This window comes from Exiguobacterium sp. s149, assembly GCF_018618395.1.
Classification (GTDB): Bacteria; Bacillota; Bacilli; order Exiguobacteriales; family Exiguobacteriaceae; genus Exiguobacterium; species Exiguobacterium chiriqhucha.
Genome location: NZ_JACSLZ010000018.1, coordinates 1 through 19379, shown reverse-complemented (window position 1 = coordinate 19379; position 19379 = coordinate 1). Strand labels below are relative to the sequence as shown.

The following is a 19379-nucleotide window of genomic DNA, read 5'->3' as shown; positions in this document are numbered from 1 at the left end:
GCTCGACTTGCATGTATTAGGCACGCCGCCAGCGTTCGTCCTGAGCCAGGATCAAACTCTCCAAAGAATTTGATATAGCTCTTTAAAAAATGACGAAGCTTGCGCTTCATTCAAACATTGTAAAACTTTTTTGCCTCATCGTTCAGTTTTCAAAGTTCGTCTGTCGTTTCTTGGCGACTTAAATATCTTAACAAGCTATTAACTGGAAGTCAATATCTTTTTTTCGATTTTTAAAACCGCTCTCGGCGACGTCTATTAATATATCAATAAAACTTTAATTGCACAATAGCTTTTTCAGAAAAACTTTAAATTATTTTTCATATCTTGTCTCTACCAGATTAAATCTCGAGATATAATTCTAGTTCTTTCATTATATAGAGAAAAAATAATCGGTATAGCCTAACGTGATTCAGCATAGAAAAAGGCGAGATAGAATATCTCGCCTCACGACATCAAGTTAGACAGTGAAACATTGCGTCGCTTCGCTTCTTTCAAATAAAAGAAGTACAGGGCTTCCGCTTGTTTCACTTGGGCTGCTAACTCACCGGTATCTTCGATGCTCACTTCAAGAATGTGACGTTTCGATTCGTACTTTGCCTTAGCATCTAACAACTCCGACAAAAACCTTTGATCGTAACCATAGCGTAAAGGTTTACGAAACCACTTCATAGTTCCCGTCGACCTTCCATCGCTCTAGATAATGTCACTTCATCCGCATATTCCAAATCGCCACCCACGGGCAACCCGTGAGCAAGACGCGTTACACGGATACCGGTCGGTTTTAAAAGTCGAGATAGATACATCGAAGTCGCTTCCCCTTCAATGTTCGGGTTAGTTGCCAAAATGACTTCACTAATCGCTTCATTTTCTTGGAGACGTGTTAACAAACTCGAGACGTTAATATCTTCAGGACCAATTCCTTCCATCGGACTAATCGCCCCATGCAAGACATGATACTTCCCGCGGTACTCTCGCATCTTCTCCATCGCAATCACATCTCTAGAATCTTGAACGACACAGACTACCGTCTCATCACGATGCGAATCTGTACAAATGGCACATGGATCCACATCTGTAATGTGTCCACACACCGTACAATATTTAATATCACGCTTAGCACTGACAAGCGCCTTAGCGAACGTCAATACATCGTCTTCTTCCATATCAAGTACGTGGAACGCTAGACGGATAGCAGTTTTCGGACCAATGCCCGGCAATTTTGTAAAGCTTTCAATCAAACGTCCGATCGCTTCAGGGTATTGCAACTCGCATCTTTCCTTTCTTCACTTAAAAACCTGGAAGGTTCATCCCTTGCGTAAAACGTCCCATTTTATCATTAACTAGTTGGTCAGCTTGTTTCATCCCGTCGTTGACCGCCGCCAACACAAGGTCTTGCAACATTTCGACGTCGTCTGGATCTACAGCATCTTCAGCAATAATGACATCAAGCACTTCTTTATGTCCGCTAACGACCACTTTAACCATGCCGCCGCCTGCTGTACCTTCGACCGTTAAGTCTTTCAATTCTTCTTGAGCTTTCGCCATATCTTTCTGCATTTTCTGCATTTGCTTCATCATGTTGTTCATGTTTCCCATTCCACGCATGTAGAGCGCCTCCTTTTAAACTTCTTCAATTTCAACGACGTCACCGAAACGTTCGAGGGCCTTTGAGACAAGTGGATCTTCTTCCTCCACTTCCTCTTCCTTATGATCCGAACGTTCAGCTTGTTTACGAAGGATGAACTCATTCTTCAACTCAACCCAATCGGTCTCGAGTACAGCCATGATTTCTCGACGAATCCCCGTCACTTCGAATAAGGCTTGTTCAATCACGTCTCGCGTGCGACCGTTCGAGCTAACCTGCTCGTAATGCCACGTCATCCCATCTTTAAATTGTACCAGTAAGGTGTCACTAGCACAAAGCACAGCCTCACTCTCATAGAACAGTGCAAAAATCGGACCATCTTGCGTGCGAATGTTCCCCATGATGTCTTCCCAACTATCACGGATTGCGTTTAAGTGTTGGCGTTCCGCTCGTTGCAATAATTGACGAATGCGTTCTCTCGGGACTCGAATTTGAGTTCGCTTGGCAACTTTCGGTTTCTCCGCTGTTGCTTCCGCTGCAGGGACACCCGTTTTCTTGACTTCATTCAACTCGCGACTCAGTTCACGGACCTGCTCTTGAAGTTGTTTCATCTGCTCTGTCATCGTCCGTCCTTGTTCGGCAATCCGAATAAACGTTAACTCAACTAAGACTTTCGGATGGTTTGATAATCGCATCTGTTGCTGACAGTCATTCAACTCTTCAATCACTTGGAACAGTTCGTCCGTCGATGTCGCTTCAACAAATTGTCGGAACGTCTCTGTCGGACGGGCGCGTTCGAGTAAATCAACGGCTTGAGGTGAAGCCTTTAATAGTAAAGCATCACGATGAACGAATACGAGATCTTCAATGAATCGCTTTAAATCTTTACCTTCACGAAGCATCGTTTCCAACGTACTCAAAATTTGATCGAGTTGCTTCTGTTGTAAGCCATAAGCCATATCAAGTAGAGCATCATCCGTTACCGCGCCGGTCACTTCTAGAACAGCGTCTTCGGTCAAACGGCCATCGCTAAAAGCGAGCGCTTGATCGAGTAGGCTGAGTGCATCGCGCATCCCGCCATCGGCAGCACGGGCAATCAGCTTGAGCGCCTCCGGATCATAGTCATAATCTTGATCGTTCAAGATATATGCCATACGTGTTTGCAATTGACCGACTTCATGCCGTTTCACATCAAAACGCTGGCAACGTGAGATGATCGTCGCCGGGATTTTGTGCGGTTCCGTCGTCGCCAAAATAAAGATGGCATGCGCCGGCGGTTCTTCCAACGTTTTTAACAACGCATTGAAGGCACCGGTCGACAACATGTGCACTTCATCAATGATATATACTTTGAAACGCGCTTGAGAAGGCGGATATTTGACCTTATCCCGAATTTCTCGAATCTCATCGACCCCATTATTTGAAGCCGCATCGATTTCAAACACGTCCGGGCTCGTCCCTTCCGTGATGGCAATACAAGTCGGGCACGTGTTACACGGTTCTCGTGTGGGTGCTGTCTCACAGTTGATGGCTTTCGCGATAATTTTCGCCAAACTTGTCTTACCGGTCCCTCGTGGACCCGAGAACAAATAGGCATGTGACATTCGTTCTTCAAGCAACGCATTTTGAATCGTACGTGTGATATGAATTTGACCGACAACCTCTTGGAACGACTGCGGACGATAAACCCGATACAACGCTTGATACGCCATGTCCCCGCCTCCTTTCTTCCTTACATTCTCTATTTCATCATACAAAAAAATCTACAACCCTGGGGCCGTAGATTGAAGTTATTAAATAAATCTGCCGCGCACCGATTTCTGAAAGCACGTCAATGTGCGTTACTCATGCAGTTTGCTCGGCCCAAGCACCCCTGCGGCACACGGTACGTCACCACTTAAGGCTGCTTCCTTCCGGACCTGACCTGGTTCATGGGTGACCGTTGCGCAGGACTCAGACGTCAACGCCACTTACACGAGGACAGACCACACCAATGCACTCCCTCGAATCGGAATTCAGTCTCGCTATAGCGGATTGCGAGTTACAGGGCACCGCTACCTCCCCGCCTAGCACGGCAAATGGGTAAATGAAGTTAGGCACTACGTTGAGTGCTATTACATTATACTGTTTAATCAGATGGGTTGCAACCTCTCTGTTCAAGCCGCGCCTGCTTCTTCCTTTCTCTGAGGTTTCGGAAGAAGACTGTCAGCAACTCGCCACATTCTTCTGCTAAAACATTCTCCGTCACTTCGGCTTGGTGGTTGAAGCGTTCGTCTTGAACGAGGTTCATGAGCGTACCGCAACACCCTCCCTTCGGATCATGGGCACCAAAGATGACACGTTTCACACGAGACAGCACGATGGCCCCCGCGCACATCGGACAAGGCTCTAACGTGACGAACAGTTCGCAATCTTCCAAACGCCAATTGCCGAGCGCCTGGTTCGCCTGTTCAATCGCAATCATTTCGGCATGGGCCGCGGCCAATAAGTCCGTTTCTCGGCGATTATGACCCGCGGCAATCACCTCATCACCTTTAACGATGACGCATCCGATCGGCACTTCGCCGATTGCTTCCGCCTTCTTTGCTTCTTCTATGGCGAGCCTCATAAATCGTTCATCTCGTTCCATATACACACTCCGTTTCTGATCACTTATTATGAAAAAAAATGAAAATCATTTCGCTCGCCCTATCCACTTCATTGTATGCTAGAATGGAACTTGCACTTTGGATAATGGAGGATGACATCATATGTTTATAACGGTAGAGGGACCGATTGGTGTCGGGAAAACGTCACTGGCCCATATCATCAGTCAGCACTTTTCAATGCAGATGCTGAATGAAATTGTAGAAGAGAATCCGTTTCTCGGCAAGTTTTACGAAGATATCGACGAATGGAGCTTTCAAACGGAAATGTTTTTCCTTTGCAATCGCTTCAAGCAATTAGACGATATCCACAAACACCACTTGAGTCAACAGCAATCCGTCGTTTCGGACTATCATATTTTCAAAAACTTGATTTTTGCCCACCGTTCCCTGAGACCAGCTCATTTGAACAAGTATGAGCAAATCTACAAGATTTTGACACACGATATGCCCAAGCCTGATGTCGTCATCTACTTACACGCCAGCATCGAGACGTTGATGAAACGTGTCGCTTTGCGTGGACGTGAAGTAGAAGAGAATATGTCTCGCGACTACCTCGAACAGCTCGCCCGCGATTATGAAACGTTTATCGAATCATACCGCGCGACACACCCCGAAGTGACGATTCTTTCGTTCAGTGGAGATGAGCTCGACTTCGTCCAAAACCCGGATGATTTGACGCACGTCCTCGCAACGATCGAACGTGAATTAGAATTGACTAAAGGAGCACAAATCAAATGACGCTGAATGAAAAATATAACATTCCGAATGACACGATCATCACGATCGGTGGAATGGTCGGAATCGGTAAATCGACAATCACGAACTCACTTGCCGACGCCCTCAACTTCCGCACTTCACTTGAGAAAGTAGATACGAACCCTTATCTCGATAAATTCTATCATGACTTCGAGCGTTGGAGCTTCCACCTCCAAATCTATTTCTTGGCGGAACGCTTCAAAGAACAGAAGAAGATTTTCCAATACGGCGGCGGTTTCATCCAAGACCGTTCGATTTATGAAGATACAGGCATCTTCGCCAAAATGCACTACGAAAAAGGGACGATGTCTCCAACCGACTACGAGACGTACTCGAGTTTGTTTGAAGCAATGGTGCTGACTCCGTTCTTCCCACATCCTGACTTGCTCATCTATCTCGAAGGTTCGTTCGAGCAAGTGCTCGACCGCATTCAAATGCGCGGACGTGAGATGGAGCAACAAACACCAATCACGTATTGGGAAGAAATGTACGAACGCTATACGGAGTGGATCAACAACTTCAATCTTTGCCCGGTACTTCGTCTCTCAATCGAAGAGTATGACTTGATTAACGACCCGAACTCGGTCGAACTTATCCTTGAGAAAATCGAGAAACAATTGACGATCGCTCGCGAAGCGAAAGTCAGATAAATAAGAAGGTGCACTGCTCACTTGAGCGGTGCACCTTCTTTTTATGTGTGGGCGATATGAGATTTCCGATACGTCGGTGTCTTCCGAGCTTTTCGGAATCCATCGATGGAATCGAATACGGCTGCCACAATCGTGATGGCCACGACCAAACCGAATACCCATCCAAACGAATTGACCCCATTCGGGACATTCGTCTCCAGCCAATTCAAAAAGCGTGAATCGAACAACTGCGGAGAACTCGCCATCCAAATGATGAACGTGGCCGAGACGAGATTATAAACCAAATTAAACGAAGCGAGCGCATACGTCCAATGCCCTTTGATCCATTTCCATACCCCGAGTACGACTTGAAGCAAAATGACGGTCACGAACAACAAAATCACTTCTAGTAAGAACGACTGATTGAAGATTGGCGTGATCATCGCGAAACCAGCGCTCGTCGATTCATAGATTCCTAGCAAGCGTTCGGCGTTGAGATACACCCCAAACCAAACCACTGTCCAAAATAATCCGAATCCCGCATCAAATTTACCGATTCGACCGCCCTTCACCCGTTCTTTCAGCTTAGACACATCCCACTTCATGTCTGGCGCCGGCACATTATCAGGTGCATAGCGCTCAATCAAAAAGAAGATAAGCGTAATCCAAAACACGAGTTGAATCCCAACATCCCATAACGCATCGAACATGTTCGTCAAAAAGGTGCCGACTGTCGGCATAAGCGGTCCTGAGAACGTCGGCATGCTAGCGAATACAAGCCCAAAGAAAACGACAGCTAAGACGATTGGAACGACAAGCTTAACGACAGTCACATACACGGGGGAAAAACGTGGGCCGATGACATACTGCCCTTCCTTATAACGCGCGGCCACGACGGCCGGATGCCCCATCTCTGCTAACACCCGTTTCACGTCTGCCTCAGACGGTTGTTCGGGCAACGCTGACTCAATCGATTGCCGAACCGAGGCAGCGGCTTCCTCACGCCGCTTCGGTGGAACGTGCCGTATGACCTCATCGATATATACGTCAATCCAATCCATGACGCTCCTCTCCTTCCTTTTGCGCCATCACAGTCTATATGATTAAGATTCCCGATTGATTAACGAATTAGTTGATTTTCGCTAGATTGACACAAACAAAAAAGCCGCAGACCGGAGTCTGCGACCATAAAAAAACGCATCTGCCCATGCAGATGCCAAAACAAGCGGAGTTGGTGGGATTCGAACCCACGCGAGCCTTACGACTCCTAACGGATTTCGAGTCCGTCCCCTTCAGCCGGGCTTGGGTACAACTCCAGGCTTAAAAAAGTGTAAAAAAAAGAAAGTGGAGGAGGTGGTGGGATTCGAACCCACGCAGGCTATTACACCCCTGACGGTTTTCAAGACCGTTCCCTTAAACCACTTGGGTACACCTCCAAAAAAGTATGAAATTGTTGAGCCTCCAAAAATAAAAATGGAGGAGGTGGTGGGATTCGAACCCACGCAGGCTATTACACCCCTGACGGTTTTCAAGACCGTTCCCTTAAACCACTTGGGTACACCTCCAAAGCTCATATACAATTGGTGAGCAAACATCTCGCTCGACATGATTTATAGTACCAACTTGGCAGACAGATGTCAAACCCTTTTGTGAAAAAACATTAAAAAAACCGAAAATAATCCCGTCTTAACGATACGGTTCAGACGGGATTATTTGTTCATTACTGAGGCATTTCAATTTTCTCGATGCCGCCCATATATGGACGTAATACTTCCGGAATGACGACTGAACCGTCAGCCTGTTGGAAGTTCTCTAAAATCGCAGCGACAGTCCGTCCGACTGCGAGGCCAGAACCGTTGAGTGTATGGACGAATTCAGGTTTTGCGTTCGCTTCGCGACGGAAACGGATTCCGGCCCGGCGTGCTTGGAAGTCTTCAAAGTTCGAACAAGATGAGATTTCACGATACATCCCTTGCGCCGGCATCCACACTTCGATGTCATATTTCTTCGCAGCTGTGAAGCCGAGATCTGCCGTACACATGCTGAGCACTTGATATGGGAGACCAAGACGCTTAAGCACTTCTTCAGCGTGGCCCGTCAAGAGTTCGAGTTGTTCATAAGACTCTTCAGGTTTCACAAACCGGACGAGCTCGACTTTGTTGAACTGATGCTGACGAATGAGCCCACGCGTGTCGCGTCCGGCTGATCCTGCTTCTGAACGGAAACAAGCGCTATACGCTGTATACGTGATTGGAAGTTGGTCTTCAGCGATAATCTCCTCACGGTGCATGTTCGTCACCGGAACTTCTGCCGTCGGTACGAGGAAGTAGTTCGTGTCCGCCACTTTAAATGCGTCTTCCTCAAATTTAGGAAGTTGTCCCGTCCCGGTCATCGCGTCTCGATTGACCATATAAGGAGGAAGCACTTCAGAATAGCCATGTTCATCGGCATGCATATCCATCATGAAGTTGATGAGGGCACGTTCGAGACGTGCGCCGAGACCTTTATAAAAGACAAACCGGCTGCCTGTCACTTTACCCGCTCGTTCCACATCGACGATTTTCAAGTCTTCCATGACGTCCCAATGCTGTTTGAGTTCAAATTCGAACGTCGGTTTTGTTCCGACTTCACGGATCGTGACGTTATCGTCTTCCGTTTCGCCAATTGGCGTTGATTCGTGCGGGATGTTCGGGATGCTGAGGAGAATCAAGTTCAACTCGGCCTCGACTTCACGCAATTCTTCATCGAGTAATTTGATTTCATCCCCGAGACGGCGGGTCTCGAGAATCGGTCCATCCGCATCTTGCTTATTGCGTTTCAATTCCGCAATTTGCTTCGTCGCTTCATTTCGTTTCGCTTTCTTCACTTCGACCTCATTGATCAAGTTGCGGCGTTTCTCTTCTAGCTCCGGGAAACGATCGAGCGCACTCAAATCCTCGCCGCGATGAGCTAGCTTCGTTTTAATCTCTTCAAAATCTGTTCGTAATCGTTTAATGTCTAACATTCGTTATTCCTCCTTTTTTCACATAAAAAGGTGGCACGCCCCTTTCCCGTAGGAAAGGGACGAACCACCTTGGATCCGCGTTGCCACCCTCGTTGCCCGAAATCGGGCCACTCGATGCACGTAACGTGTGCGTAACGTGACTTGTTTCCAAGCCAATGCTCCGAGGCCGATTCGGTTACATCATCCCACTAGTTTGCACCAACCACTAGCTCTCTGTCAGTAGATGACCGTAACGTACTTTTCCCCATCATTGCATCTGTCATTGAATTAGTTTTACTTTACAACATCTCAACTCTATCGACAAGACTCAGTTTTCCGAGCACGAGTCGAATCTCATCTAAAAAGTCCGAGAAGGCACGCGTCATGCGTGTCAAAAACGACGCCATCTCGACCGGTTCGGCCGCGACGAGCGTTCCTTTAGGTGGAAGTTCACCATCTAGATACCGGACGCTTCCGGAAGGCTCGATGGTGACGGTCCCGACCTGTTGATCGGCCGCAATTGGAGCTTTTGTATCAGGAAGGTCATACGTTGGTTCGGGTACGGCCTGTCCTTTTTCAACAAGTACTTCAAAAGCTGACGTCGTGCGCACTTTTGCCGACTCGACTGTACCTTCAGCGACATGCAGCGTCGCCGGGACGATTTCACCAGTCCGTAAAATAGGGGTCAAGACGAAATCGCCATAGGCATAGTCGTGAAGCGCCTTTGTAGCAGTATAGCGCCCTTGATCGGTCTTCGCTCCGAGAACGACCGATAACACGGTACGTCCATCTCGCGTCGACACGCCGATAAAGCAGTAACCGGCATCGTCGGTCGTGCCCGTTTTAAAGCCAAGCATACCCGGATAGGCTAAATCACGACCAGCGAGCATCCGGTTCGTCGCTTCAAATCGGACTCCATCGATATCAACATACGCTTGTTTCGTCACATCGAGCACTTCCGGGAACTTCGTCAAATACGCCAAAGCTAGCATCATCAAATCATTGGCCGATGTCAAATTCTCCCCTGGACGTCCCGCTGACACAGAGTCAAGTCCCGATGCATTGGCGAACGTCGTTTGGGTCATGCCAAGTTCGGTCGCCCGTTCGTTCATTTTCTTTACGAATACCCCTTCCGAACCAGAGACGGCCTCGGCCAATGTGACCGCTGCCTCGTTCGCGGAACGAATCAACGCCACGTCGTATAGCTCTTTCACCGTGTACGGTTTATTGACGAGCGGAATCCGAGCCAATCCTGGTTTTCGGGTCAGCGCCAACGCCTTGTCGCTCGGGGTCACTTCTTGGCTCCAACTGAGGTCACCTGCTTCGATGGCTTCTCGGACGAGAAAAGCGGTCATCAGCTTAGTGATTGATGCCGGAGGAAGCATCGCGTCCTCTTCTTGTGAGAACAGGATTTGTCCCGTCGTCATGTCCACGAGCATCGCGCCGGTCGCATCAACTTTAGGTGCCGCCGATGCATCCGTCGGCACGATCATATTTAAAAGGATTGCCCAAACGAGCATCCTTCCGATCCATCTTTGTCTCACGGTCTTGCCCCTTTCTATACGTATCTCGTTACAGTGTAGCAAAAAAACACATGAAAAAGGCTCCCTATTTGCTAGAGAGCCTTTCAATCAGGCGAGTTGTCGCTTCGTCGCTTCAACCATGTCCAAGAAATAGCGGTGCATCGACAAGTCGTCCGTCAATTCCGGGTGGAACGAGCAGGCCATATACTTGTCATACCGAACCGCGACAATCGCTTCCTCGACCTCGGCGAGCACCTCAACGCTCGCTTCGACCGATGCGACTTGCGGCGCTCGAATGAACACCGCTTCGACAGCGTCATCGATTCCATTAACAGTCAAATCGACTTCAAAGCTATCAACTTGTCGTCCGAACGCATTCCGTTTGACCGTCATTGGGATTTTACGCAAGTGCGCATCATATCCTTCGACTTCGGTCGCGAGCAAAATCAAACCAGCGCACGTTCCGAACATCGGCAACTCCGTATTCTCACGTAACGGCTCGAGCAACTCGTACCGATCGAGTAGGCGACGCATCGCCGTGCTCTCCCCACCCGGTAAGACGAGTCCATCGATTCGATTTAAGTCATCGACCGAGCGGACGACGAGTGTATTCGCACCAAGTGCTTCGAGCATGTGAACGTGTTCGCGAATTGCACCTTGCATTCCGAGTACACCAATCGTGGTCATCTTACCAACCTCGCGGTGCCATGAGTTCTTCTTGTTTGAGCGTGCGGACGTCGAGTCCCTTCATCGCTTCGCCGAGTCCTTTCGACAAGTGCGCGATGCGCTCATAGTCATCATGGTACGTCGTAGCTTCAACGATGGCACGGGCGAATTTCTCAGGGTTCTCCGCCTTAAAGATTCCTGATCCGACAAAGACGCCGTCCGCTCCGAGGTGCATCATGAGTGCCGCATCGGCTGGTGTCGCAATTCCGCCTGCTGCGAAGTTGACGACCGGGAGGCGACCCGCTTCACGGATTTGCATGAGTACTTCAAACGGGGCACCAAGATCACGTGCTTCCGTCATCACTTCGTCGATGCTCATCGAGAGCAATCGTTTCACTTGGGCTTGAACGGTACGCATGTGACGAACCGCTTCGACGATGTTGCCGGTTCCCGGCTCACCTTTCGTCCGAATCATCGCTGCACCTTCCCCAATGCGGCGTGATGCTTCACCAAGGTCGCGCGCGCCACAGACGAACGGTGCTTTGTAGTCACGTTTGTAGAGATGGAACTCTTCGTCAGCAGGTGTCAATACTTCACTCTCGTCAATGAAATCAACCCCCATTGATTCAAGGACACGTGCTTCAGCGATGTGACCGATCCGGCACTTCGCCATGACCGGTACCGATACCGCACCCATGACGTCTTCAATGATTGTCGGGTCGGCCATACGAGCAACACCGCCCATTTTGCGAATATCTGAAGGTACGCGCTCGAGTGCCATGACGGCAACTGCACCTGCTGCTTCAGCAATTTTGGCTTGCTCCGCGTTGATGACGTCCATAATGACGCCACCTTTTTGCATCTCGGCCATACCACGTTTTACTTTGTCTGTCCCTACTTGTCTCTTTTCCAAATGGATCCCCTCCAATAAGCTAGTCTACTTGCAAGTATAAATTGATTTGACTATATTGAAAGTGCCAGTTTTATATTTTTTAAAGTGGTCAGTTCGAACAAAGGACTTCATTTCTTGATTCTCGAATGTTGTAAAGATTAAAGGAGATGATGGAATGGATCAATGGAACAGTCGTGACGACGCGCAGGAGCGCAACTTTTTCGGAAAAACGGGAATGGTCTCGCTCCTCCTCGTCATCGGATTCGTGCTCTATTTTTTCTTTGGCTGACCACAGAAAGGACACATCATGGATATGCTCACGTTCTCGCTCGAGGCCGACTCGAGCGTCCCATTATATGAACAACTCTATTTGCACATTCGACAAGCCATCGTTGATGACACCCTCACCACCGGGACAAAACTTCCGTCCAAACGTAAGTTAGGTGAGTTTTTAGATGTATCACAAACGACCGTTGAACTGGCTTACGCCCAGTTGCTCGCGGAAGGATACATCGAGTCGTTGCCACGCAAAGGCTTCTACGTGTTACCGCAAGAAGAACTGTACGTCCGGCGCGGCAGTAGCGTCATCGAACCGTTACCGGTGAAAAAAACATATGAGTTCGACTTGTATCCGAGTCAAATCGACACGACCGCTTTCCCATTCGAACGTTGGCGCCGGCACTTAAAACAAGTCGTCTCAGAAGAACATCACGATTTGCTGTCACTTGGCTCCGTCCAAGGCGATTTCGTTCTTCGCCAAGAAATTGCGACCTATCTCTATCATTCGCGCGGCGTGCATTGTTCTCCTGAACAAATCGTTGTCGGATCGGGAACCGAGCAGCTGTTGCCCCAATTGTTAGAACTGTTGCCGGATACTACGACGTTCGGCATTGAGGATCCGGGGTATCCGCTCACCCGCCAACTGTTCGCCCATCAACGGCGGACGTTCATCCCGATTCCTGTCGATGAGAGCGGCGTCCGTGTCGACCTGGTGGAGCAAGCATCCATTGATGCCCTCTATGTCACACCGGCCCATCAATTTCCGACTGGGACCATTCTATCTGTCAGTCGACGTCAACGTTTGCTCAACTGGGCATCGGAGCGACAGACGTATGTGATTGAAGATGATTACGATAGTGAATTCCGTTATAGCGGCAAACCGATTCCCTCTTTGCAAAGCATGGATCAAAACGAGCGAGTCGTCTATTTGAGCACATTCTCTAAATCATTGATGCCTTCATTGCGAATCGGTTATATGGTACTCCCCCCTCCGCTGTTAAATCGCTATCGAGAACGTTATCGTCACTTCACGTGTAGCGTACCCCGTTTCGAACAACATACGTTAGCAGCATTTATGGCGACCGGTGATTTTGAGAAACACTTGAACCGGATGCGGAAGACATATCGCCGGAAACTTGAAATCATTATCGCTGCCTTTAAACCTTATGAACCGGTCGTCTCCGTCACGGGGGCGAGCGCCGGCCTTCACGTCGTCCTGTCTGTTCGTACAAGCGCGACAAGTGAAGACTTGAAACGATTGGCCGAGGCTTCGAATATCCGAATCAATGCGATGACAGACTATCGCATCGAATCAAGCGACACGATTCCTCAGTTTTTATTTGGATTTGCCGCCTTATCCGAAGAAACATTACCAGCTGCCGTTAGTGCGCTCATGTCGTGTTGGAACATTGAGAAAGGAAGAGATGGATGAAACGGTCACGCTACGTCGTCGGTGGGCTCCTTTTGTTAATTGGTACACTCCTGTTATCCGAATCGTGGTGGAAAGACCAACTCACGGCATGGAACAGTCAACAAGTGACCGCCGAAATTCAACCGAAACAGCCAGAAACCGGTGAATTTGAGTTTTCAAACGTCGAGCCGTTATCATGGGAACAACTTCTCACCGTGCGCAATCGATTTCATGATTTACCGACCGTCGGCCTCATTTCGATTCCAGAAATCGAACTCGAGCTCCCAATCTTATACGGGCTCGACAATGAGAACTTGGCTGTCGGGGCTGGAACGATGGACCCGGACCAACGAATGGGAACCGGAAACTATGCACTCGCGGGCCACTACACGCAAAGCCCGACCGCCTTGTTCGGTCCGCTTCACATCATCGACGTCGGCATGTCCATCTACTTGACCGACATGACACATACGTTCGAATACGAGGTCATTTCGCTTGAGACCGTTCCCCCGACACGGGTCGACGTGCTCGATCCGACAACAGAACCGACGATTACACTCGTCACATGCACGTTCGATGCGACCGAACGTTTGATTGTCAAAGGACGCTTCGTGAACCAAACGCCTCTCTAACCGATAGGCGTTTTTATTATTTTTCAAAAAAAATATTGTGAGCGCTTACATATTCAGCTAAACTATTCCTGAAACCGTTTGCACAATTTTGACAATTCGTTGCCCTGTAGACGACACATTCCATGAAAGAGGTGCTTTATGAAGAAGAAAACGGCACGACAGACGACCACGTTACTTTTATCATCCGTTCTCCTCATCCAAGCCGGCGTTCCGATGAACGCATTGGCCGAGCCTGCGACAATCTCGATTGATGGCTTAAAAACGGATTGGGCGAACACGCCAGCGCTCGCCACATCCCCACAGGCGGGTTGGCAAGGATTCGATTTAGGAGACGTCTATCTGCAGAACGATGCGCGTAACCTTTACTTTTATGTGGATGCGAACACCGTCCCGAACTGGGGCGACAATGGTCAGTACATAAATATCGCCCTCCAAATCAATGAACAAGATTCAGGCGTAGCGACAAACCCGCTCGGCCATCCGTTCAACTTCAGCCAAACTGATAAAAAACCACAGTATCATATTTTACTTCGCGTCGATGGCGACACGTCAGTAAAAGAAGCCGCTCTGTATGAAGCAGGGGAATCCACGCCGCTCGCAAACTTGAGCAACTTAAACGGCGCCTCGTTTGCCATTGATCGCACGAAAGGCTTTGAAGGCAAAATTCCATTGTCCCTGCTTGGTCTAAGCAATGATGATACCGTTCGGGTCCTCACGGTACTCAGCGGGAATAACGCTACCGAGCACGGTGCGTTCGACACGATTCCAAGCAATGCGGCCAATAAAGTCGCCGATAGTTGGAATGTTTCGGCGACTCCGTCGACACAATCGGTATATAGCCCAGCCTTCACGTTGAGCGGTGTCGAGACGGTCAGTCAACTCGAAGTGACAGCGGTCACGCCGGCCAATCAATCGGAACAAGTGGACATCAAATCCCCAATCACATGGACGTTCAATGAACCTGTGTCGTTAGATGCTTCGAACATCAGCTTGATGAATGGCGAGACAGCTGTACCGTTCACGGCTGAAGCGAGTGGATCGACTGTGACTGTCACACCGACCGAAGCACTCGGTTTGAATCAAACGTATACCGCGACCCTTCCCGCGGACGCCGTGAAAGGCAACCTGTCGAACACGACGTTACCAGCATTGACGACGTCATTTAAAACCATCACTGAAATCGCCGATCCGTGGAAAACACAACGCTACATCGAAATGTTGTACGTACGGGCCGACAACGATTACACGGACTGGAATTTATGGACGTGGAGCACGGGTGCCAAAGACGGTCAAGTTGACCCGTATAAAATCACCGAAAATGGCGCCATCTTCCGAATCCCAGTCGGAAAAGATGCGACCAATGTAGGCTTTGTCATCCGCAAGGGCACGGATTGGGTCGTGAAAGATGGCTACGGGGAAGACCGTTATGTCAAATTGGGAAGCGACCGGGTGACGAAAGTCGTCGTCGAGAGCGGCAAAGGGACGTTCCATCAAGTACCGACGATTCAAGGACCCTTGTTTGAAGATGGTGCCGTCACGTTCTTCTACCGTGACAAAGCGTTGTATGAAGCAGGACAACTCGATGAAATCGACAGTGTCGCATTGAAAGTCAATGGCACGACGTACCCGATGACGTACGAAGCCAAAAATGAATGGTTCCGCCATACGGTCAAATTACCGGAAGGGAAACATGATTATACGTTCCTTGTCACAAAAGATGGTGTCACGACCGAAGTGAAGGATTCTTACTTCGAGGCTTCGAGCGTCGAGTATCGTCGTCCGAACGTTAAACTGGCAGCAAGCGTGGCACCGAAAGCCCTCAGTTCTCGAGAAAACGCGGTCGTCCAGGTGAAGCCGACGTTGCCGAAAGGCGTCAAGCTGCGTCAACTGTTCATCGATGCACGTCCTCTGGGTGGACCGGCTAAACTAGAAGTCGACCCGGCCCTCAACAAACAGACGATTGCAGTCAAAGATACCGTCAAACCGGGCAATAAATTCTTAACGATTACGGCGATTGACCAATACGGTAACGTCCATAAGACGAAAACATCGTTAACGGTCCGACCGGTCTCGATGAAGGACAAGCAAGAGTTCGATTGGGATGAGGCACGGATTTACTTCATGCTGACCGACCGATTCTACGATGGGGATAAAACGAACAATAACCCGAACGGTGAATACTATGACCAAGACCATCTTGAGTCTTATCACGGCGGCGACTTTGCCGGTGTGACGAAGAAACTCGACTACTTGGATAAGCTAGGCATCAATACGATTTGGATTACACCGATTGTCGATAATATCGATTGGGATCTTCGCTACGGTAAAGATGGATCACAGTATGGCTATCATGGATACTGGGCGAAAAACTTCGAAAAACTCGATGAGCATCTCGGCGATATGAAAGCATTCCATCGTCTGATTGACGAAGCGAATGCTCGCGGTATGAAGATTATGGTCGACGTCGTCTTGAACCACCCTGGCTACGGGATGGAACCAGGAGCTGTAGACACGGGCGCCACAAACTTCCCAACCGATCAAGAGCGCAAAGCGTTCGACGGCATGATTCGTTCGAATCCGGTCGATGGCGATGACTTGAAGATGTCTCTTTCCGGATTACCGGACTTTAAGACCGAAGAGGCTGCCGTCCGTGAACAACTCGTCAAATGGCAGACGGATTGGATTAAACGCTCGAAAACGAAAAAAGGAAACACCATCGATTACTTCCGCGTCGACACGGTCAAACACGTCGACTCTACAACATGGAAGTCGTTCAAAAACGAATTGACGGCCATCAAACCGGACTTCAAAATGATTGGCGAACATTACGGTGCAAGTGTGAACAACACGGGCGGTTACTTACAGAGTGGCCAGATGGACTCACTTCTCGACTTTGATTTCAAGTATCAGGCCGAACGTTTCATCAACGGGAACATTGATGATGTCGAGAGCGCGCTTCAATATCGCAACACGCAACTCTCGAATGAAGCGACACTCGGACAATTCCTTAGCAGCCATGACGAGGACGGTTTCCTCGTATCACGTGCTGGAGGCGATGAAGGGAAGCATATGGTCGCCGCCTCGCTTCAAATGACGGCGAAAGGACAGCCTGTCATCTACTATGGTGAAGAGGTTGGACAGTCCGGAAAACATGCGTTGGATATGGATAAGGGCGAGTTCAATGAAAACCGTTATGACTTCGACTGGAAACGAGTCAAAGGAGAAGGTAAAGCGATGCATACGCATTACCAAAAGCTACTCAATATTCGTGCCGACTATTCAAAAGTATTTAGTAAAGGAACGCGTGCCGTCGTTGCTGGTGGTTCTGCCACTGGATACTCTGTCTTTGAACGGAAGCACGGCAAAGACTCTGTTCTCGTGGCCTTGAACACGACAGAAGCCAAACGAACGATCACGTTCCAGACAAAACTCAAGCATAAAACGACGCTCGTCGACCGCTATAGCGGACGTCATTACGTCGTCAAACGAGATGGGAAAGTGACCGTCAGCTTACCTGCACAGGACGATGGTGGTACTGTAATTCTCGTGGCCAAGTCAAAAAAATGATAACGAAAAGCCGTTGCCTCTAATTTAGAGACAACGGCTTGTTGTTTAGCGTGAATAGTTTGGAGCTTCTTTAGTGATGTGGACATCGTGAGGGTGACTTTCTTGTAACCCAGCCCCAGTCATGCGGATAAACTGAGTATCCTCACGTAGCGCACGGATATCGGCAGCCCCACAATAACCCATTCCTGAACGAAGGCCTCCGATGAGTTGATAGACAGTATCGGCTAGTTCACCACGATAAGCGACGCGTCCTTCAATACCTTCTGGTACGAACTTTTTATCGGCTTCTTGGAAATAGCGATCTTGGCTGCCTCGTTTCATCGAAGCCTCAGAACCCATTCCACGGTACGTCTTGAACTGACGACCTTGATAGATTTCCATCTCTCCTGGGCTTTCTTTCACACCTGCGAGAAGGCTACCAAGCATAACGGCATGAGCTCCAGCTGCAATAGCTTTCACAATATCACCAGAATACTTGATTCCGCCATCAGCGATAACTGTGACACCATGTTCTCTAGCTTCGGTGACACAATCATATACTGCTGTGATTTGTGGTACACCAACACCGGCGACAACACGTGTCGTACAGATTGATCCTGGACCAATACCGACTTTAATGACCGATGCTCCGGCTTCAATCAAAGCTCGTGTTGCTTCAGCTGTTGCCACGTTTCCAGCGATAATTGGAAGCGTCGGGAACATGTCGCGAAGTTCTTTCACTTTCTCGATGACACCGGCTGAGTGTCCGTGAGCCGTATCAACGACTAATGCATCGACACCTGCATCAACAAGAATTTGAGCACGTGATGCGGCATCTTTCGTGACACCAACGGCAGCTGCTACGAGCAGACGACCTTGTTTGTCTTTTGCAGCATGTGGGAACTGTTCGACTTTCTCAATATCTTTTGTTGTAATGAGACCTTTCAACACGCCTGAATCGTCGACGAGCGGCAATTTCTCAATTCGATGTTGATGAAGGATGCGCTCAGCTTCTTCAAGTGACGTCCCTACTTTTGCCGTAACAAGGTTTTCCGTCGTCATGACATCTGCAATCACCGTCGAGTAATCTTTAATGAAGCGAAGGTCACGGTTTGTCAAAATCCCGATTAATTTACGCTCGGTTTCTGAATTGACGATCGGGACTCCCGAGATACGGTATTTACTCATCAAGTACTCTGCATCATATACTTGACGCTCCGGCGTCAAATAGAACGGATTCGTGATGACGCCGTTCTCTGAACGTTTAACGCGATCGACATGTTCAGCCTGCATCTCCATCGACATGTTTTTATGAATGACCCCTAAGCCGCCTTGACGCGCCATCGCAATGGCCATCGGTGCTTCTGTGACAGTATCCATACCAGCACTGATGACTGGAACATTTAACTCAAGACCTTCGCAAAGTTTAGTGCTTAAATCCACATCTCTTGGCAAGACATTTGAAAAGCGCGGTACGAGTAAGACGTCATCAAACGTTAATCCTTCTTTTGCAAACTTGTTTTCCCACATAAAAATCAATTGCCCCTTTCTCTATCGGACCCGAATCTTTGTTTCGAAATATTTCTGTAATGGTAACAGGTATAGCTCGAAAGTGCAATTCAATTCACGATGTTCAGAAAGTTCAGAATTGTGTTCGTTCTATTTGCTTTCCGTTGTTAATGTTCGGGAATAGATTATATATACCGTCAAGGAAGCAAAATTATAAATAAAATCTATAAAAAAGACGACCGAGCGGATGCTCGATCGTCTTTCGCGTTGGCCTGGCAACGTCCTATCCTCACAGGGGGAGACCCCCAACTACTTTCGGC

General features: G+C 48.7%; 16 protein-coding genes, 3 tRNA genes, 1 rRNA gene, 1 other RNA gene and 1 other annotated feature. Of the genes, 5 read left to right on the top strand and 16 right to left on the bottom strand.

Annotated features, from left to right (window positions below; translation table 11 throughout):
* From KNP81_RS14945 to tadA, 7 genes are all read right to left on the bottom strand, one after another.
* Window positions 1–67, bottom strand: a 16S ribosomal RNA gene (locus tag KNP81_RS14945); the annotation flags it as partial.
* Window positions 68–444: 377 nt separating this feature from the next.
* Entirely contained in the window at window positions 445–669 is a 225-nt protein-coding gene (locus KNP81_RS14940) for a YaaL family protein (protein ID WP_214720487.1), read from the bottom strand.
* Entirely contained in the window at window positions 666–1265 is a 600-nt protein-coding gene (gene recR / locus KNP81_RS14935; protein ID WP_021065285.1) for a recombination mediator RecR, read from the bottom strand. Before recR ends, KNP81_RS14940 begins: the two co-directional genes overlap by 4 nt.
* A 22-nt stretch (window positions 1266–1287) precedes the next feature.
* Window positions 1288–1605, bottom strand: coding sequence for a YbaB/EbfC family nucleoid-associated protein (locus KNP81_RS14930; protein WP_021065286.1), 318 nt, complete (start codon window positions 1603–1605; stop codon window positions 1288–1290).
* A 15-nt stretch (window positions 1606–1620) separates the two neighbouring features.
* The gene (gene dnaX / locus KNP81_RS14925; RefSeq protein ID WP_214720486.1) at window positions 1621–3297 is read right to left on the bottom strand and encodes a DNA polymerase III subunit gamma/tau; all 1677 of its coding nucleotides are present in this window, start codon (window positions 3295–3297) and stop codon (window positions 1621–1623) included.
* A 94-nt stretch (window positions 3298–3391) separates the two neighbouring features.
* An RNA gene (gene ffs, locus KNP81_RS14920) (signal recognition particle sRNA large type) lies at window positions 3392–3660 on the bottom strand.
* A 53-nt stretch (window positions 3661–3713) separates the two neighbouring features.
* Complete coding sequence (gene tadA, locus KNP81_RS14915; RefSeq protein ID WP_214720485.1) at window positions 3714–4214, bottom strand: tRNA adenosine(34) deaminase TadA; 501 nt, start codon at window positions 4212–4214, stop codon at window positions 3714–3716.
* Between the two features lie 121 nt (window positions 4215–4335).
* Here tadA and KNP81_RS14910 point away from each other — a divergent pair, with 121 nt between their 5' ends.
* Window positions 4336–4971: a deoxynucleoside kinase gene (locus KNP81_RS14910; RefSeq protein ID WP_029596452.1), complete on the top strand. Its 636-nt coding sequence runs from the start codon at window positions 4336–4338 to the stop codon at window positions 4969–4971.
* A complete protein-coding gene (locus KNP81_RS14905; RefSeq protein WP_214720484.1) occupies window positions 4968–5639 on the top strand; it encodes a deoxynucleoside kinase in 672 nt (223 codons plus the stop codon). The genes KNP81_RS14910 and KNP81_RS14905 overlap by 4 nt, the downstream gene beginning before the upstream one ends.
* Before the next feature lie 41 nt (window positions 5640–5680).
* Here the strand turns inward: KNP81_RS14905 and KNP81_RS14900 are convergent, their stop codons facing one another.
* The 8 genes from KNP81_RS14900 to pdxS all read right to left on the bottom strand — a co-directional run bounded on the left by KNP81_RS14900 (window position 5681) and on the right by pdxS (window position 11703).
* Window positions 5681–6679 (bottom strand): hypothetical protein, encoded by a 999-nt coding sequence (locus tag KNP81_RS14900; RefSeq protein ID WP_214720483.1) that lies wholly within the window; start codon window positions 6677–6679, stop codon window positions 5681–5683.
* Window positions 6680–6844: 165 nt separating this feature from the next.
* Window positions 6845–6934: transfer RNA gene (locus KNP81_RS14895), tRNA-Ser, on the bottom strand.
* Between the two features lie 29 nt (window positions 6935–6963).
* Window positions 6964–7054, bottom strand: a tRNA-Ser gene (locus KNP81_RS14890).
* 38 nt (window positions 7055–7092) lie between these two features.
* Window positions 7093–7183: transfer RNA gene (locus tag KNP81_RS14885), tRNA-Ser, on the bottom strand.
* A gap of 155 nt (window positions 7184–7338) precedes the next feature.
* Window positions 7339–8622 (bottom strand): serine--tRNA ligase, encoded by a 1284-nt coding sequence (gene serS / locus KNP81_RS14880; RefSeq protein WP_214720482.1) that lies wholly within the window; start codon window positions 8620–8622, stop codon window positions 7339–7341.
* A gap of 52 nt (window positions 8623–8674) precedes the next feature.
* Window positions 8675–8882 (bottom strand) — a binding site (T-box leader).
* An 18-nt stretch (window positions 8883–8900) separates the two neighbouring features.
* Window positions 8901–10145, bottom strand: a complete 1245-nt coding sequence (locus KNP81_RS14875; RefSeq protein WP_286038619.1) for a D-alanyl-D-alanine carboxypeptidase family protein — start codon at window positions 10143–10145, stop codon at window positions 8901–8903.
* 87 nt (window positions 10146–10232) lie between these two features.
* A complete protein-coding gene (pdxT, locus tag KNP81_RS14870; protein WP_131473012.1) occupies window positions 10233–10811 on the bottom strand; it encodes a pyridoxal 5'-phosphate synthase glutaminase subunit PdxT in 579 nt (192 codons plus the stop codon).
* Window position 10812: 1 nt separating this feature from the next.
* On the bottom strand, window positions 10813–11703 hold the full coding sequence (gene pdxS, locus KNP81_RS14865) for a pyridoxal 5'-phosphate synthase lyase subunit PdxS (protein ID WP_021066746.1): 891 nt from the start codon (window positions 11701–11703) through the stop codon (window positions 10813–10815).
* A 286-nt stretch (window positions 11704–11989) separates the two neighbouring features.
* Between pdxS and pdxR the strand changes: the two genes are divergently transcribed.
* The 3 genes from pdxR to KNP81_RS14850 all read left to right on the top strand — a co-directional run bounded on the left by pdxR (window position 11990) and on the right by KNP81_RS14850 (window position 17571).
* Window positions 11990–13393 (top strand): MocR-like pyridoxine biosynthesis transcription factor PdxR, encoded by a 1404-nt coding sequence (pdxR, locus tag KNP81_RS14860; protein WP_021066747.1) that lies wholly within the window; start codon window positions 11990–11992, stop codon window positions 13391–13393.
* Entirely contained in the window at window positions 13390–14004 is a 615-nt protein-coding gene (locus KNP81_RS14855; RefSeq protein WP_214720481.1) for a class A sortase, read from the top strand. Before pdxR ends, KNP81_RS14855 begins: the two co-directional genes overlap by 4 nt.
* Window positions 14005–14142: 138 nt before the next feature.
* A complete protein-coding gene (locus KNP81_RS14850) occupies window positions 14143–17571 on the top strand; it encodes an alpha-amylase family glycosyl hydrolase (protein ID WP_214720480.1) in 3429 nt (1142 codons plus the stop codon).
* 45 nt (window positions 17572–17616) lie between these two features.
* Here KNP81_RS14850 and guaB read toward each other — a convergent pair whose 3' ends face one another.
* Complete coding sequence (gene guaB / locus KNP81_RS14845; protein ID WP_214720479.1) at window positions 17617–19080, bottom strand: IMP dehydrogenase; 1464 nt, start codon at window positions 19078–19080, stop codon at window positions 17617–17619.
* Window positions 19081–19379 lie beyond the last annotated feature (299 nt).

Bases quoted from the DNA above. Each gene is read 5' to 3' on its own strand.
- KNP81_RS14940 (WP_214720487.1), bottom strand. From the start codon at position 669: ATGAAGTGGTTTCGTAAACCTTTACGCTATGGTTACGATCAAAGGTTT.
- KNP81_RS14930 (WP_021065286.1), bottom strand. From the start codon at position 1,605: ATGCGTGGAATGGGAAACATGAACAACATGATGAAGCAAATGCAGAAA.
- dnaX (WP_214720486.1), bottom strand. From the start codon at position 3,297: ATGGCGTATCAAGCGTTGTATCGGGTTTATCGTCCGCAGTCGTTCCAA.
- tadA (WP_214720485.1), bottom strand. From the start codon at position 4,214: ATGGAACGAGATGAACGATTTATGAGGCTCGCCATAGAAGAAGCAAAG.
- KNP81_RS14910 (WP_029596452.1), top strand. From the start codon at position 4,336: ATGTTTATAACGGTAGAGGGACCGATTGGTGTCGGGAAAACGTCACTG.
- KNP81_RS14905 (WP_214720484.1), top strand. From the start codon at position 4,968: ATGACGCTGAATGAAAAATATAACATTCCGAATGACACGATCATCACG.
- KNP81_RS14900 (WP_214720483.1), bottom strand. From the start codon at position 6,679: ATGGATTGGATTGACGTATATATCGATGAGGTCATACGGCACGTTCCA.
- serS (WP_214720482.1), bottom strand. From the start codon at position 8,622: ATGTTAGACATTAAACGATTACGAACAGATTTTGAAGAGATTAAAACG.
- pdxT (WP_131473012.1), bottom strand. From the start codon at position 10,811: ATGACCACGATTGGTGTACTCGGAATGCAAGGTGCAATTCGCGAACAC.
- pdxR (WP_021066747.1), top strand. From the start codon at position 11,990: ATGGATATGCTCACGTTCTCGCTCGAGGCCGACTCGAGCGTCCCATTA.
- KNP81_RS14855 (WP_214720481.1), top strand. From the start codon at position 13,390: ATGAAACGGTCACGCTACGTCGTCGGTGGGCTCCTTTTGTTAATTGGT.
- KNP81_RS14850 (WP_214720480.1), top strand. From the start codon at position 14,143: ATGAAGAAGAAAACGGCACGACAGACGACCACGTTACTTTTATCATCC.
- guaB (WP_214720479.1), bottom strand. From the start codon at position 19,080: ATGTGGGAAAACAAGTTTGCAAAAGAAGGATTAACGTTTGATGACGTC.